This is a genomic window from Mesorhizobium sp. M0340 (genome assembly GCF_040321535.1).
Taxonomy (GTDB): Bacteria; Pseudomonadota; Alphaproteobacteria; order Rhizobiales; family Rhizobiaceae; genus Mesorhizobium.
Genome location: NZ_JAMYRR010000002.1, coordinates 239,937 through 255,165, shown reverse-complemented (window position 1 = coordinate 255,165; position 15,229 = coordinate 239,937). Strand labels below are relative to the sequence as shown.

Annotated in this window: 17 protein-coding genes; 8 read left to right on the top strand and 9 right to left on the bottom strand. The window is 63.7% G+C overall.

The window, feature by feature from the left end:
* Positions 1-172 precede the first annotated feature (172 nt).
* Complete coding sequence (locus NKI79_RS03945; RefSeq protein ID WP_352800004.1) at positions 173-457, top strand: SCP2 sterol-binding domain-containing protein; 285 nt, start codon at positions 173-175, stop codon at positions 455-457.
* A gap of 60 nt (positions 458-517) precedes the next feature.
* Here NKI79_RS03945 and NKI79_RS03940 read toward each other — a convergent pair whose 3' ends face one another.
* The gene (locus tag NKI79_RS03940; protein ID WP_502909785.1) at positions 518-1,192 is read right to left on the bottom strand and encodes a GNAT family N-acetyltransferase; all 675 of its coding nucleotides are present in this window, start codon (positions 1,190-1,192) and stop codon (positions 518-520) included.
* A 154-nt stretch (positions 1,193-1,346) separates the two neighbouring features.
* Positions 1,347-2,480, bottom strand: a complete 1,134-nt coding sequence (gene odc2, locus NKI79_RS03935; RefSeq protein WP_352506312.1) for an ornithine/lysine decarboxylase — start codon at positions 2,478-2,480, stop codon at positions 1,347-1,349.
* Positions 2,481-3,043: 563 nt separating this feature from the next.
* Here odc2 and NKI79_RS03930 point away from each other — a divergent pair.
* The 4 genes from NKI79_RS03930 (at position 3,044) to NKI79_RS03915 (ending at position 7,029) form a co-directional block, all read left to right on the top strand.
* The gene (locus NKI79_RS03930; RefSeq protein ID WP_352800003.1) at positions 3,044-4,243 is read left to right on the top strand and encodes an amidase; all 1,200 of its coding nucleotides are present in this window, start codon (positions 3,044-3,046) and stop codon (positions 4,241-4,243) included.
* A gap of 1 nt (position 4,244) precedes the next feature.
* Positions 4,245-5,144 (top strand): LysR family transcriptional regulator, encoded by a 900-nt coding sequence (locus NKI79_RS03925; RefSeq protein WP_352647566.1) that lies wholly within the window; start codon positions 4,245-4,247, stop codon positions 5,142-5,144.
* Between the two features lie 86 nt (positions 5,145-5,230).
* Positions 5,231-5,899: a DUF1007 family protein gene (locus tag NKI79_RS03920; protein ID WP_254816980.1), complete on the top strand. Its 669-nt coding sequence runs from the start codon at positions 5,231-5,233 to the stop codon at positions 5,897-5,899.
* Positions 5,896-7,029: a nickel/cobalt transporter gene (locus tag NKI79_RS03915; protein ID WP_352800174.1), complete on the top strand. Its 1,134-nt coding sequence runs from the start codon at positions 5,896-5,898 to the stop codon at positions 7,027-7,029. The genes NKI79_RS03920 and NKI79_RS03915 overlap by 4 nt, the downstream gene beginning before the upstream one ends.
* A gap of 25 nt (positions 7,030-7,054) precedes the next feature.
* Here the strand turns inward: NKI79_RS03915 and denD are convergent, their stop codons facing one another.
* The 4 genes from denD to NKI79_RS03895 all read right to left on the bottom strand — a co-directional run bounded on the left by denD (position 7,055) and on the right by NKI79_RS03895 (position 10,087).
* Positions 7,055-8,032: a D-erythronate dehydrogenase gene (gene denD, locus NKI79_RS03910; RefSeq protein WP_352800002.1), complete on the bottom strand. Its 978-nt coding sequence runs from the start codon at positions 8,030-8,032 to the stop codon at positions 7,055-7,057.
* Position 8,033: 1 nt separating this feature from the next.
* Positions 8,034-8,240 (bottom strand): hypothetical protein, encoded by a 207-nt coding sequence (locus NKI79_RS03905; protein ID WP_254816978.1) that lies wholly within the window; start codon positions 8,238-8,240, stop codon positions 8,034-8,036.
* A gap of 62 nt (positions 8,241-8,302) precedes the next feature.
* Entirely contained in the window at positions 8,303-9,286 is a 984-nt protein-coding gene (locus tag NKI79_RS03900) for a cation diffusion facilitator family transporter (protein ID WP_352800000.1), read from the bottom strand.
* 114 nt (positions 9,287-9,400) lie between these two features.
* Positions 9,401-10,087 (bottom strand): GNAT family N-acetyltransferase, encoded by a 687-nt coding sequence (locus NKI79_RS03895; RefSeq protein ID WP_352799998.1) that lies wholly within the window; start codon positions 10,085-10,087, stop codon positions 9,401-9,403.
* A gap of 83 nt (positions 10,088-10,170) precedes the next feature.
* Here NKI79_RS03895 and NKI79_RS03890 point away from each other — a divergent pair, with 83 nt between their 5' ends.
* Both NKI79_RS03890 and NKI79_RS03885 read left to right on the top strand, forming a co-directional pair.
* The gene (locus NKI79_RS03890) at positions 10,171-11,355 is read left to right on the top strand and encodes a pyridoxal phosphate-dependent aminotransferase (RefSeq protein WP_254816975.1); all 1,185 of its coding nucleotides are present in this window, start codon (positions 10,171-10,173) and stop codon (positions 11,353-11,355) included.
* A gap of 22 nt (positions 11,356-11,377) precedes the next feature.
* On the top strand, positions 11,378-11,758 hold the full coding sequence (locus NKI79_RS03885; protein ID WP_352799996.1) for a YciI family protein: 381 nt from the start codon (positions 11,378-11,380) through the stop codon (positions 11,756-11,758).
* A gap of 23 nt (positions 11,759-11,781) precedes the next feature.
* Here the strand turns inward: NKI79_RS03885 and NKI79_RS03880 are convergent, their stop codons facing one another.
* A complete protein-coding gene (locus NKI79_RS03880) occupies positions 11,782-12,537 on the bottom strand; it encodes an SDR family oxidoreductase (RefSeq protein WP_352478254.1) in 756 nt (251 codons plus the stop codon).
* Positions 12,538-12,759: 222 nt separating this feature from the next.
* Entirely contained in the window at positions 12,760-13,506 is a 747-nt protein-coding gene (locus tag NKI79_RS03875; RefSeq protein ID WP_352799993.1) for a tellurite resistance TerB family protein, read from the bottom strand.
* A gap of 276 nt (positions 13,507-13,782) precedes the next feature.
* Between NKI79_RS03875 and NKI79_RS03870 the strand changes: the two genes are divergently transcribed.
* The gene (locus tag NKI79_RS03870; RefSeq protein WP_352799990.1) at positions 13,783-14,142 is read left to right on the top strand and encodes a YybH family protein; all 360 of its coding nucleotides are present in this window, start codon (positions 13,783-13,785) and stop codon (positions 14,140-14,142) included.
* Positions 14,143-14,163: 21 nt separating this feature from the next.
* Here NKI79_RS03870 and trhO read toward each other — a convergent pair whose 3' ends face one another.
* On the bottom strand, positions 14,164-15,090 hold the full coding sequence (gene trhO / locus NKI79_RS03865) for an oxygen-dependent tRNA uridine(34) hydroxylase TrhO (protein WP_352799987.1): 927 nt from the start codon (positions 15,088-15,090) through the stop codon (positions 14,164-14,166).
* Positions 15,091-15,229: the final 139 nt, after the last annotated feature.

The window sequence follows — 15,229 nt, the reverse complement described above, 5'->3', positions numbered from 1 at the left end:
ATAAACCCCATCTTCATCTCGGCGAGCCGCGTTGACGTAAACGTCAACCCGAAGCTATATGCGCCGGCGACCGTGATCGCGAAATGCGCAAGACGGCGACTTCGGCCAGATCGAAGTGTCCCGGATCGAAGTGCCAATGTGCGACAAACGCAACGAGACGAGGAGAACCGCCATGGACGTTCAGGAGATTGCCGACAAGATCAAGTCGCGCGTGGCGAGCGCCGGGTTCGATCGCTCCGTCAAATTCGACACCGGCAGCGACGGCGTCATCGTCATCGACGGCGCCGATGTCTCGACCACCGATGCGCCGGCCGATTGCACCATAAAGCTGTCACTCGACGATCTGGACTCGCTGATCTCAGGCGATCTCAACCCGACCATGGCTTTCATGTCCGGCAAGATAAAGGTCGAAGGCGACATGAGCGTCGCCATGGCGCTCAGCCAGCTGATCGGCTGATCCACTCCGGTCCGGGATGAAAACAAGCCGCCGTGCAATGGGCGGCTTGTTTCTGATCCGTCACGCAGCGAGCGGCAGCCGCTGTGCCTTCAGCTTGCGCCCGGCCGCCTTCAGCGTGCCTTGCGCGCCGTCGAGCGCGCCTTCCACCAGTTCCAGCGCCAACAAGCGGTGCCGTTCGTAAGGTCCCGGCATGGCCAGAGGGCCGGTCTTCGCGGCCGAAAACCCGAAGCGCTCGTAGTAGGGCGCGTCGCCGACCAACAGGATCGCCGCATGGCCAAGGCGCGCGGCCTCAGCGACCGCGTGGTGCATCAGCGCCGAGCCAATGCCGGCATTCTTGAGCGCCGGGTCGACCGCAAGCGGGCCGAGCAGCAACGCTGCCTTGCCGCCTTCGCCCAGTACCACGTCCCACAGCCGTACCGTGCCGGCAACAGTGCCCGACGCGTCGCGCGCGACAAAGGCCAGGCCCTCCGACGGCCGGCGGCCGCGCCGCAGCTTTTCCGACGACTTCTTCCGGCGCTTCGGTCCCATGGCGCGATCGAGCAAAGCCTCGCGCGATGCAATATCTGCCGCAGTTTCGGCGACGATCGCAAAAGCGCCGGTTATCTCCCCCCTTGAGGGGGAGATGTCGCCGCAAGCGACAGAGGGGGTCGGCACGTCCTGACGCGACACCCTATCGTGGACGAAGAACGTCGGCGCTTCACGCGCGGCGACCCCCTCTGGCCACTTCGTGGCCATCTCCCGCTCAAGGGGGGAGATTCCCGCGGCGCCTTCAACAATGAAATCTACAATGTCCATTTCCGCGATCCTTCACGAGCGGAGATCTGTTCCACAGGCGAACCCGGGGCGGGCGACAGGCGCCCACCTCGGGGTGATCTGAGGGCCGAAGCCTTCAGATCACGTAGGATCGGAGAGGCTCGAAGCCGTTGAAGGCGACCGAGGCGTAGGTCGTCGTGTAGGCGCCGGTGCCCTCGATCAGCACCTCGTCACCGATGGTCAGCGACAAGGGCAGCGGATACGGCGTCTTTTCATACATCACGTCGGCCGAATCGCAGGTCGGGCCGGCGAGCACGCAAGGCGCGGTCTCGCTGCCGTCATGCGCGGTGACGATCGGATAACGGATCGCCTCGTCCATCGTCTCGGCGAGACCGCCGAACTTGCCGATGTCGAGGAACACCCAGCGCACATTGTCGTTGTCGGCCTTCTTCGAGATCAGCACGACCTCCGATTTGATCACTCCGGCATTGCCGACCATGCCGCGGCCCGGCTCGATGATCGTCTCGGGGATGGCGTTGCCGAAATGCTTCCTGAGCGCCGAGAAGATCGCCTGGCCATAGGCCTGCGCCACCGGCACATCCCTGAGATAGCGGGTCGGGAAGCCGCCGCCCATATTGACCATCTTCAGCACGATGCCTTCGTCGGCCAGCGTCGCGAACACCTTCTTGGCATCGGCCAGCGCGCGATCCCAGGCAGTCAGGTCGGTCTGCTGCGAGCCGACATGGAACGACACGCCATGGGCGTCGAGGCCGAGCGCCTTGGCATGGCGCAGCACGTCGACCGCCATCGCCGGCACACAGCCGAACTTGCGCGACAGCGGCCATTCGGCGCCCTCGCCGTCGGTCAGGACGCGGCAGAACACACGGGCGCCGGGAGCAGCACGTGCGATCTTCTCGACTTCCTCGACGCAGTCCACCGCAAACAGCCGGATGCCGAGCTGGTAGGCGCGCTGGATGTCGCGCTCCTTCTTGATGGTGTTGCCGAAGGAGATGCGGTCCGCCGGCGCACCGGCGTCCATCGCCATCTCGACTTCGGCAACGGAAGCGGTGTCGAAGGACGAGCCCATCGCAGCAAGCAGGCGCAGGATTTCCGGCGCCGGATTTGCTTTCACCGCATAGTAGATCTTGGAATCGGGAAGCGCCTTCTCGAAGGCGCGGAAATTGTCGCGCACGACATCGAGATCGACGACGAGGCACGGGCCGTTCGGACGTCGGGTGGCGAGAAAGTCAAGGATGCGCTGGGTAGCCATCGGGTCTCTCCATCAGCGCCTTTCGGCGCGCACAAAGGCTTGCGGACGCGGGCTCTCGGCCTCGCGAACACGCGGTGGACAAAGGCGGGACGTCAAATCCATGGAACCAGCCGGTGGAGACCCCGGAACCATGAAGCGCCGTCTCGCGGCGGTGAACCTTGGCCTTGCCCGGCCTCGGTTCGCTTTGTCTGCCTTGGCTTGGATGGGAGACCCGTCCGCACTGCCGGCAATGAAGGTGTGCCTCTTCAGTAACCCCGGTCTTTGGACGACCGGCAGAACACCAGAAAGGCCCGCACCGTCGTTGCTTCAAGGTGTCCTCGGTTGGCGGTTGGCCGCTAAACCGACTGGAGGGGTTGGCTCCAGTTACCTTACCGATTGCCCTCACCATTCGAGGATCGGCGGACACCCACAGGCACGTGCGACTTTGGGCAAGCGCGATATAAGATCGAAAGATTTCACAATCAATAAAAATCGTATGGCAGGTTGTAAAATTTGTGGCATCGAACAATGCTGCGGCAACCAGAAGAAAAATGCTGCGGCAAGCACATCCGGATATCGAACGCATGACAGGCACTCGCGGCCCGCTGAACGCTTTTCTCGACCTTGATCCAATCCCTGTAGCCAATGCGCAATCCGGCGCGCTTGCCGGCTTGCGGCTGGCCGTCAAGGACATCTTCGACGTCGCCGGCTACCGCACCGGCTGCGGCAACCCGCAGAAGTACCGGGACGCTTCACCGGCCATGGCGACCGCGCCGGCCGTCCAGGCGCTGCTTGATTCGGGCGCGCGCTTCGTCGGCAAGACGCAGACCGACGAACTCGCATTTTCCCTGCTGGGGCTGAACGCGCATTTCCCGCCGCCCGTCAACCCGGCAGCACCCGACCGCGTCACCGGCGGCTCGTCCTCTGGTTCTGCCGCGGCAGTCGCCGGCGGGCTGGCCGACATTGCAACCGGATCGGACACCGGCGGCTCGATCCGAGCGCCGGCAAGCTTCTGCGGCCTGATCGGCCTCAGGACGACGCATGGCCGCATCTCGCTCGACGGCGCCATGCCGCTGGCGCCTTCGCTGGACACGTTCGGCTGGTTCGCAAGCGACATCGTCATCTACGAAAAGGTCGGCACGCTGCTGCTCGGCGACGATCCGCATCGCCACGAACTGAGGCGCCCCGTCGCCCTCGATGCACTGGACGGCCTCGTGCTCGGCACGCTGGAGGCCGCGGAATATCGCTCGATGATCCGCAGTGTCGCGTCCGTGCTGGGCGCATCGCGCACCGTCGGCCCGCTGTCGCATTCCACCGACGATCTCTATTGGTGCTTCCGCAAGCTGCAAGGCTATGAAGCCTGGCAAAGTCACGGCGCCTGGATCGCCGGCGGCGACCGCATGCTCGGACCCGGGGTCAAGGAGCGTTTCGAGCACGGCGCGACCATCGACGCGGCAACCGCACAACGTGAAACGGAACGTCGCGTTTCGTTTCGCCTCGCGCTTGCCGGCCTGCTTGGCGATGACGGCGTTCTTGTGCTGCCGACCGCGCCGGGTGCCGCGCCACTCAAGGCCGCGTCATTCGACGATTTGCAGGCCTATCGCGAGCGCGCGCTGAGATTGCTGTGTCTTTCCGGCCTGTCCGGCTTTCCGCAAATCACGCTGCCGCTCGGCAAGGTCGATGGGGCGCCGTTCGGGCTTTCGCTGCTCGGTCCGAAGAACAGCGACCGGCAGTTGATTGCGCTGGCCGCCCGCATCCTTTCAGCCCACCAAGGAGGCGCATGACATGGATACGCTGACCCGCATGCGCGCCTTCATCGACGTGGTCGAGGCCGAAGGCTTTTCGGCGGCGGCGCGCAAGATCGGCCGCTCGAAGGCGCTGCTGTCAAAATATGTGCGGGAACTGGAGGACGAACTCGGCGCGCTGCTGCTCAACCGGACCACCAGGCAGTTCTCCCTGACCGAGGCGGGCCACACCTATTACCGGCGCGCCTCGGAGATCGTGCGCGAGGTCGACAGCCTTGCCGATGCGGTGCGCGAATCCTCCGGCGACGTGCGCGGCAGGATCAAGCTATCGGCGCCGCGCACTTTCGCCGACGCGCCGATCGGCCAGTCGCTGATCGACTTCGCCAAGCAGCATCCCGATATCATACTCGACGTTCAACTCGACGACCGTTTCGTCGATCTGGTCGAGGAGGGCTTCGATCTGGCGGTGCGCATTTCGCGGCTGGAAAATTCCTCGTTGATCGCCAGGCGCCTGGCGCCGTTTTCGGTGCGGCTTTGCGCGTCTCCCGAGCTGATCGCCAAGCACGGCATGCCGGTCAGGCCGCAGGATCTGGCCCGTGTGCCCTGCATTATCGACACCAATGGCCGCTGGCTGACCAACTGGCCTTTCAAGGGCGACAGTGGCGATACGGTGAGCGTTTCGGTCTCCGGCCCGATGGAGGTCAATAGCCCGATGACGGCAAGGGCGGCCGCCGTGGCGGGCTTGGGGTTTTCCATCCTGCCGGATTTCATCGCCGCGCCCGACATCGAAAGCGGCAAGCTGGTGACTGCGCTGGATGACCGCATCCTGCCTGGTGGCGGCATTTTCGCCGTCTATCCGCACCGGCGCTATCTGCCTGCGAAAGTTCGCGTTTTCGTCGACTTCCTGGTGCAGTGGTTCAAGGCGCTGGACAGCGCATGAGCTTTCAGCCGCCTTGCGGTCCCATTTTCGCCCCCTTTCTGGTAACTGTCGGCAATTCACCGAAGCCGATTGAATCGCGACCGAGAATGCACCTGAAACAGCAAGCCATCATGCTGGCTTCGGCCTTGACCGCGACGTTTGCCGCCGTCGGACCGGCTGAGGTGCATCCCCACGTCTTCGCCGAAGCCCGCCTCGAAGTGGTCCTGGGCCCGGATCACCAAACTGTGAAGGCATTGCGCCATGTCTGGCGGTTCGACGATTTGTTTTCGAGCACGGTGATGATGGAGTTCGACAAGAATTCCGACCTGAAGCTCGACGACAAGGAGCTGAAGGATGTTGCCGACACCGTCCATGCCTCGCTTGCCGAATTCAACTACTTCCAGCTCGTCACCGTCGACGGCAAGGACGTGGCAATGACCCCGCCGCCGCATCTGATGGCCAATTTCGATAATGACCAGCTGATCATCCTGTTTGAATCCGAACCGAAGGTGCCGATCAAACTTAGCGGCAAGATCGATATCGGCGTCTACGATCCGACCTTCTACACCGCGATCGATTTCACCGAGGATGCCAATCTGCAGGTCGATGGCTTGCCGCCGGCCTGCACCAGCAAGGTTGTCCGCCCCAACCCGGACGAGGCGATCGCCGAGAACCAGAAGACCCTGACCGAGGCCTTCTTCAACGATCCGACAGGTACCGACATGAGCAAGATCTTTGCCACCAAGCTTGAACTGACCTGTCAGCCGGAAGGATAGATCCAGTGGCGAAACCGTCCCTGCGTTTGGCATTCGGTCTTGTGGCCGCCGCCTTTGTGATGACGCACTTTCTCGGCTCCGCCCACGCCCAGAGTTCGCTGGGCATCGGCACCAATGACGGCATGGCTCCAACCGCCACCGGCCCGTTCGCCCACATCCTGATGTGGATCAATCTGCGCCAGCAGGAATTCTATCATGCGCTTGCCGGCGCGATGAAGGCGATGCGCCAGGATGGCAGCAAGCTGTGGCTGCTCATCGGCCTGTCCTTTGCCTATGGCATTTTCCACGCCGCCGGCCCCGGTCACGGCAAGGCGGTGATCTCGTCCTACATGGTGGCCAATGAGGTGGCGCTCAAGCGCGGCATCATGCTGTCCTTCGTCTCGGCCCTGCTGCAGGCGCTGACCGCGATCGTGGTGATGCTGCTCGCCTATTTCGTGTTGCGCGGCACCGCGATATCGATGACCGACGCCGCATGGTTCCTCGAAATCATGAGCTATGTCTTCGTCACCCTGTTCGGCGCCTGGCTGCTGTGGCGCAAGGCCGGCCCGGCCATCCTTCGCCTGTTCGGCGCAAGCCCCGGCTACAGCCTCTCGGCTGCCCATGCCGGCCATTCACATGCCGGCCATTCACATTCCGCGCATGCCCATGCGGCACATTCCCACGCGCTTCATCCGCATGACCATCATGACCACGGCGCACACGACCACGCCCATGCTGCGCACGATCACCACAGCCATGCCGCGGGCGAGGTCTGCGAGACCTGCGGGCACTCGCATGCGCCCGACCCGGCGCTGCTTTCCGGCGATCGCTTCGATTGGCGCACGGCCTGGTCGGCTGTCGCTGCCGTCGGCATCCGCCCCTGCTCCGGCGCGCTGATCGTGCTGAGCTTCGCCTTGCTGAACGGGCTATGGTTCGGCGGCATCCTGTCGGTGCTGGCCATGGCCCTCGGCACCGCAATCACCGTCTCGGCTCTGGCGACGCTTGCGGTGACCGCGAAGAACTGGGCGGTGTATTTTGCCGGCGACGGCCGCATGGGCAACCGCATCCATTCCTTCGTCGAGATCGGCGGCGCCGCCTTCGTCTTCCTGTTCGGCCTGCTGCTGCTCTCGGCCAGCCTGACTGGCGCCTGACCTCGTTGCGTGCGATCGGGGCGATTTAGCTAGGTATCTTGCCGCCCAACTCGTCCTCGATATGGACGCGTATGATCTCGTCGAAGCTCGTTTCGGCGGCAAAGCCAAGCTCCTTCGAGCGCCGCGCCTCGAAGCGTGTCGGCCAGCCCTTGACGATCGCCCAGATCGTCTCGTCGGGTTCCTCGCGGATCAGTTTGACCGCCTTGGCGCCGGCGACGCGTTCCAGCGCTTCGATCTGCTCGCCGACGCTGACGGCGACGCCCGGCATCGTCAGGTTGCGGCGCGGTCCGACGGCGGCACCGTCGATCTGAGCCGCATGGATCAGGAAATTCACCGCCGAACGCGGGCTGGCGTGTGTGTGGACGACGGAGCGCGGCACCGGCAGGATCGCTTCATTGCCGCTCAGCGGCTCGCGGATGATGCCGGAGAAGAACCCCGAGGCCGCCTTGTTCGGCTTTCCCGGCCTGACGCAGATGGTCGGCAGCCTGATGCCTATGCCGTCGAAGAAACCGCGCCGCGTATAGTCGGCAAGCAGCGCCTCGCCGATCAGCTTCTGCGTGCCATAGGAGGTCAGCGGCGTCGGGTGGAACTCGTCCGGAATGACGTCGGGAAACGGTGCGCCGAACACAGCGATCGACGAGGTAAAGACGACGCGCGGCGCAAACCCCGCCAGCCTTATGGCATCGAACAGCGCCCTTGTGCCGTCGAGATTGACGCGGTAGCCGAGATCGAAATTGGCCTCCGCCTCGCCCGACACCACGCCGGCGAGGTGAAAGATCACGTCGGGGCGCAGCGCGACCAGATTTGCGGTCGCTCCCGGTGCGGCAAGGTCGCCGGTGTGGGGGGTAATGCCGACACCTTCGAGCACCGGCGCTTGCGGCGGCACGATATCGTGAAGATCGAGCGCGGCGATCTTGCGGCCGCCGAGCGTCCCGTCCTTGGCCAACCTGGCGATGAGTTTGCGGCCGACCATGCCTGCCGCGCCGGTAATCAGAATGCGCATGTCACTTTCCCTTTTTGCGCTGGCTGCGGCTACGCAGCCAGAACACGACGAAGATTGCCACCATGAAGATCGCCGCGACGACGCCGGCAAGAACCGTCGAGATCTTGCCGACCGCCAGCATCACTGTTGGAAGATTATAGGCTGCGATGCCGAACAGCAGCAAAACCCAGGCGGCGCCGATCGCCGCATTGCGAGTGTCGCGGTCCATCACGCAGCGCCAGGGCGGCGAGAGTTCATGTCGATCGTTGCCAATGCCCAGAACTCCCGAAGTCAGTGATAATGGCTGCGGTGCGGTGCCGTGTCATGCGCATGCTCGTGCTCGTCATCATGCTCATGTCTGTCTGCACATTCACCGAATTCCGGTTCGACCGTGGCATGGGCTATGCCATGTTCCGCCGCAAGCCGCTTCTTGATCGCGCTTACCGCCATATGCGCGTCGACGCCGTCGTTGAGGCAGGCATGCAACGTCGCCATGTTGCTGGAGCCGTCGAGCGACCAGACATGCATGTGATGCACCTCGCGCACGCCCTTGATCGAGCCTTCGATGTCCCTCGCGATCAGGTCGCGGTCGAGGCTTGCAGGCACGCCTTCGAGCAGGACGTGGGCAGCCTCGCGCATCAGCGACCAGGCCGTGGACAGGATCAGCAGCGAGACCAGGATCGACAGGATCGGATCGATAGGTGTCCAGCCCGTCGCCAGGATCACCAGTGCCGCGACGATCGCCGCCGCCGAGCCAAGCAGATCGCCGAGCACGTGCAGGATGGCGCCGCGCATATTCAGGCTGCCGCGATCGCCGCCGTGCAGCACGTAGAATGAGCCGAGATTGACCAGCAGGCCGGCGATCGCGACGACCAGCATCGGCCTGCCGAGCACCGGAGCCGGCGCTTGCAAGCGGCCCCAAGCCTCGTAGACGATCCACAGCGCAATGGCGAAGATGGCGATGCCGTTGGTGTAGGCGACCAGCGTCTTGACCCGGCCGAAACCGTAGGTGAGGCGCACGGTCGCCGGCCGGCTCGCAAGATGAAAGGCATACCAGGCAAGGCCGAGCGCGACGCAATCGGCAAGCATATGGCCGGCATCCGCCAGCAGCGCCAATGAGCCGGTGAAGATGGCGCCCAGCGTCTCCGCAACCATGAAGCCGGCGGTCAAGCAAGCAGCGATCAGCACGCGCTTCTTGTCGGTCGAGCCGTGCACATGACCTGCGGCATGGCTGTGGTCGTGGCCCTGCGCAGCATGGTCGTGGGTATGCGCCATCTATGAGCTCCTGCTAGAGCCTGATCCATCCCGGCAGACTCGGAACGGAGGCTCTGTCTTCATGTTTGACCATGATCTTATCCGAAAACCGGCGTTCACTTTTCGGGATCATGGTCAGGCGCCGAACTCAGCGCGAAAATCCTCGAGCCGTCGCTTCTGCCGGCCGTCGCCCTCGAAATTGGCCGGATCGAGCCATGCCTCATAGGCTCTGCGCAATGCCGGCCACTCCTTGTCGATGATCGAGTACCACGCGGTATCGCGGTTTTCGCCCTTTACCACAAGATGCTGGCGGAAAATGCCCTCGAACTTGAAGCCGAAACGTTCCGCCGCGCGCTTCGACGGCTCGTTGCGGTTGTTGCATTTCCATTCGTAGCGGCGATAACCAAGCTCATCGAAGATGTATTTCATGAACAGGAACTGCGCTTCCGTCGCCGCCGGCTTACGCGAGATCAGCGGACCCCAATAGATGTTGCCGATCTCGATCACGCCATAGGCGGCGTCGATGCGCATCAGCGTCTGGCGTCCGGCAATTTTTCCGCTGGCCTTGTCGATGACGGTGAAGAACAGCGGGTCCTCGCTGGCTTCGGCCTTCTCCAGCCAAGGCTGGAAGGCGGCACGGGTCTGCGGTGGGTAGTCGGGCAGCCAGGCGAAGCGGCCATCTATGTCGGGCACCGAAGATGCTTCAAACAAGCCGTCGCCGTGCTTTTCAGCGTTGAGCGGCTCAAGCCTGACAGTTCGTCCCTCCAGCACCTTGCGTTCCGGCCGCGGGCGCGGTTGCCAATTCTCAAGGTTTTCCGACACCAAAGACTCCAATCCGTTTGACTTTTGTGAGCGGACGCTCACAAAAACGCACGCTCGCTGAAAGAACCACACGGACGGGAAAAATGCTCCACACGATTTCGGCCTTCGACCGCCTCGGCGAGGAAAATGCGTTCGCGGTGCTGGCGCGCGCCACGGCACTTGCCCATCAAGGCCGCGACATCGTCAATCTCGGCATCGGCCAGCCCGACTTCAAGACGCCGCAGCATATCGTCGAGGCGGCGATCAAGGCGCTGCGCGACGGCCATCACGGCTATACGCCGGCCAACGGCCTGCTGGCGACGCGCGAAGCGGTGGTACGCCGCACACTGGCCACCACCGGCGTCGAAGTCTCGCCGGAAGCGGTGATGATCCTGCCCGGCGGCAAGCCGACAATGTTCGCGGCGATCCTGATGTTCGGCGAGCCGGGCGCCGAAATTCTCTATCCTGATCCCGGCTTTCCGATCTACCGCTCGATGATCGAGTTCACTGGCGCTGCCCCCATCCCGGTGCCGATGCGCGAGGAGAACGGCTTTGCCTTTTCGGCTGCGGAGACACTGGCGCTGATCACCCCGAAGACCAGGCTGTTGATCCTCAACTCGCCCGCCAACCCGACCGGCGGCGTCACCCCCCGAGCCGAGATCGAGAAGCTGGTCAGGGGCCTGGAAGCACACCCGGACGTCGCCATCCTCTCCGACGAGATCTACGACGTGATGACCTATGACGGCGAGACGCACTGTTCGCTGCTCACCTTCCCCGAAATCCGTAATCGGCTGATCGTCCTCAACGGCTGGTCGAAGACCTGGGCGATGACCGGCTGGCGCATGGGCTGGTCGATCTGGCCGAACGGCGACAAGGGCGCGCATCTCTATGACAAGGTGCGCAAGCTGGCGGTCAATTGCTGGTCCTGCGTCAACGCGCCGAGCCAGTATGCCGGCATAGCCGCCATCGACGGCCCGCAGGACGACGTCGACAAGATGATGCGCGCCTTCGACCGCCGCAGGAAGGTCGTGGTTGAGGGGTTGAATGCCTTGCCGGGCGTTTCATGCATCACGCCGAAAGGCGCCTTCTATGCCTTCCCTAATGTTTCCAAGACCGGCTGGAAGGCCAAGAAGCTCGCCTCGGCGCTGCTCGAGGATGCCGGCGTGGCGCTGATCGGCGGCCCCGATTTCGGCATTCTAGGCGAAGGCTATGTCAGGCTGTCCTACGCGAATTCCGAAGAGAACATCCTGCGCGCGCTGGAGCGGATCGAGGCGTTCCTGGCGAAGTGAGGACGACGAAAGGAGACGCCAGATGTTCTATGCCATTCTTGCCTATCACGAGGAAGAAGCGATCACGGCGCTGACGCCTGAGCAGGATGCGGCGCTGATGACCGATCTTCTCCAGATCAACGATGGGCTCTACCGTCAAGGCACCCTTGGGCCTGCGGCTCGGCTCGGCGCGACACAAGACGCCTGCACCTTGCGCGGGCCAGGCACCGGAATGGTTATCGACGGCCCCTTCGCCGAGACCAAGGAACAATTGCTGGGACTCTATGTCGTCGACTGCGCCAACCGTGACGCCGCTATCGACATTGCGCGCGACCTTCGCCGCGTCAATCCGACCGCCGTCTACGAAATCCGCCCGATTTCGCTATATTTACCCGGCGTGCCGCTTCCGGTCACCCGGCCCTGATTTAGGACCGGGTCGAGACTAATTTAGCCTCGCCCGACAAATGGCATCTTCGTCGCCATCACGGTCATGAACAGCACGTTGGCGTCGAGCGGCAGGCTGGCCATATGAAGGACCGCATCGGCGACGCGCTCGACATCCATCACCGCTTCGGCGGCAATGGTGCCGTTGGCTTGCGGCACGCCGACCGTCATCGCTTGCGCCATATCGGTCAGCGCGTTGCCGATGTCGATCTGGCCGCAAGCAATGTCGAAGGGCCTGCCATCCAGCGCCAGCGTCTTGGTCAGCCCGGTGATGGCGTGCTTGGTCGCCGTATAGGGCACCGAGCCCGGCCGTGGCGCATAGGCCGATACCGAGCCGTTGTTGATGATGCGGCCGCCCATCGGCTGCTGCCTACGCATGGCGCCGAACGCGGCGCGAGCACACAGGAACGAGCCGGTGAGATTGACCCCGACGATGTCGTTCCACACTTCGACCGGGATGTCGTCGATCAATGTCGATTTGTAGCTCGTGCCGGCATTGTTGAAGAGCAGGTCGACGCGCCCGAAAGCCGCAGCCACCGTCTCGAACAGATCGTCGACCTGATCGGCCTTGCTGATGTCGCAGGCGAAGGCCAATGCCTTGGCCTGCGTCGGCCCGGCCGCGGCGATCGCATCCTCCAGCACTGGCTTGCGACGACCGCAGAAGACCGTATTCCAGCCGGCCTTGAGCAGCGCTGTGGCGACGCTCTTGCCGATGCCCGTGCCGGCGCCGGTGACGATGGCGGTTTTATAGTCGGTCATGGCTGTACTCCCTGAAAGGGATGAGGCATCGCAAATGACGGGAACCATGGCAAGCCGGCCCAAAGCCTGTGCTCACAAAAAGGGCGGCCGTTGGCGACCGCCCCTGATCCGAACCGGGCCTGGGAGGAGGAAAGCCGATCCGACTGCCTGAAATCATGCGCTTCCGCGGTTAACGAGAAGCTAACGCCAACGGCGCCGAGTTCCCAGGCTTCCTCTTTCGAGCTACCAGCGCGAGCCTGCGACCGGCTTGGCTGTGCTGCCCGCTGCCGGCACCTTCGCCGCCGTCACCGTCGCCTCGACATGGTCGACCAGTGCATCCGGCAGGCCGAGACGGCCGGCAAGCAGGTCGAGATAGCCGCGTTCGGCCCGCTTGTCCGGATCGATGGCAAGACGCGAGGCGGTGTAGAGTTCCAGCTTTTGCGCATCGGTCTTGGCCCCTGCGATCAGCACATCCAGATCGAGCGGCGCCTCCAGTTCCGACATCAGGAATTTCTCCGCTTCGGCGCCGACGCCGGCGAGGCTGAGCTTGCCGGCGATCTTCTGCCGCTCTTCGTCATCGACGTGGCCGTCGGCCTTCGCCGCCGAGATCATCGCCCTGACCAGCGTCAGCGTGAATTCGTCTTCGCCCTGCGGCGCTTGCGACGGATGGAAGGCGGTATCGGCCGGCGGCGGCAGCAATTCCGGTTCGCCTGCAGCTTGCGTCTCGGCCGGCGCGTTGCCGTTCTTGTAGTTCTGGTAGGCCTTGTAGGCGAGGCCGCCGATCGCAGCCAACCCACCAAGCTTCACCGCCGCACCGGTGACCTGACGGCCTGGGCCGGTTCCGAGCAGCACCGCGGCCAGCGCACCGGCTGCAAGCGGATTGTCCTTGGCCATCTGCACCGCCTGCCCGGCCTTGTCGCGGACGGTCGATCCGGTGCCAGGAATTTGCGAGCCGAGCAGATCGTCGAGGAGCTTCTTGGGATCGAACATCTATGCCTCCAGAATTGGCCCGGCCGAAGGTGCGCGGGCAGGTTTGGACGTCGAAGACCTAGGTCCCGCAGTTTGACATTACAATGACGGGTGCATCCTTTTACCCGCTGCCACGCATGACCCCGCACCGACATCTGCTGGGATTTCACGCGGAACTCAAAGTGCTGCAGCCTCCTGCCGCGCCCAAAAAAACACGCGGCGCTGGGGACATGGGATGTGTCGAACCGCCCTCGACTTCGGGTAGTGTCGCGGCATGTCGCTTGGAAGGAGCCTGGCATGACCGATGAGACAGACCGCCAGCCGGCACGCGACCCCCAGGAACTGGAGCGCCTGCTGATTTCACGGCAATGGATCGGAGACATTGACGGCATGGCCGCGCTTTTCGAGCCGCATGCAGTCATCGACAGCGGTGGCGGACAGCTGACGTTCGGCCGCGAAGCCATCCGGGCGCTGTTCGCGGAGATCACCGCAACCGGCCGAAAATTTCAATCCGGAGATCAGCGTCCGGCTGTCGTCAATGGCGACCTGGCGCTCACCTCGACCCGGCTTCCCGACGGCACGATCACCACCGAGGTCGCGCGCCGGCAGAACGACGGGACATGGCTGTGGGTCATCGATCGCTTCTCTGTTGCTTGACGTGAAGTTGCTTCACGTGAGCTAACTTCCGATGTGGCGGGCGCCGCGTGCTTGCGCCAACTCGACCTGGCGCTGGCGCTCGGCGTAACGGGCGCGATCTTCGTCCGAGCGGGCATCGAAGCAATGCGGGCATGAAACGCCGGTAGCATATCTCGGCGACAGCCGGTCTTCCGCGGCTAGCGGATGCCGACAGGCGCGGCAGAGTTCGGCCTCGCCTTCGACCAGCCCGTGCGATACCGAAACGCGCTCGTCGAAGACGAAGCATTCGCCTTGCCAGAGGCTCTGTTCTGCGGGCACATCCTCGAGATATTTCAGAATGCCGCCCTTGAGGTGGAACACATGCTCCAAACCGAGCGACTTCACATAGGCCGTCGCCTTCTCGCAGCGTATGCCGCCGGTGCAGAACATGGCGACCTTGCGCCCGTCGAGTTCATGCCGATGCTGCTCGACCCAGGCCGGGAATTCGCGGAAGCTGGTGGTGGCGGGATCGACAGCGCCCTTGAAGGTGCCGAGCGACACCTCGTAAGCGTTACGCGTGTCGATGACGATGGTGTCCGTATCCGAGATCAGTGCGTTCCAGTCGGCCGGCGCGACATAGGTGCCTGCACCTGCCGCCGGATCGATATTGTCCACGCCCATGGTGACGATCTCGCGCTTCAACCGCACCTTCATGCGGTGGAACGGCATCGTTGCGGCGCTGCTGAATTTGATCTCGAGGCCGGCGAGACCGTCGATGGATTCGAGATGATCGATGAGCGCGGCGATTGCCGTTTCACTGCCGGCGACCGTGCCGTTGATGCCCTCACGCGCCAACAGCAGCGTGCCTTTGATGCCCCGCGCGCAGCAGAAGGCAGCAAGCGGCGCGCGCAGCACCTCGAAGGTGTCGAGCCGGGCGAAGCGGTGAAGCGCGGCAACCCGGAAGGCTTGGCTGGGCAGTGTCATCACCATGCCACTAAACGCTCACGACAGCCGGATCAAGGCGGAGCCGGGAGTGGTCTGGCCGCGGAGGTTTCGAACACCACGCGTGACATCGCGACACGCCGCGTTTCGTGGACAGAAAAATCGCCTTCTGCTAACCGGTCGACTT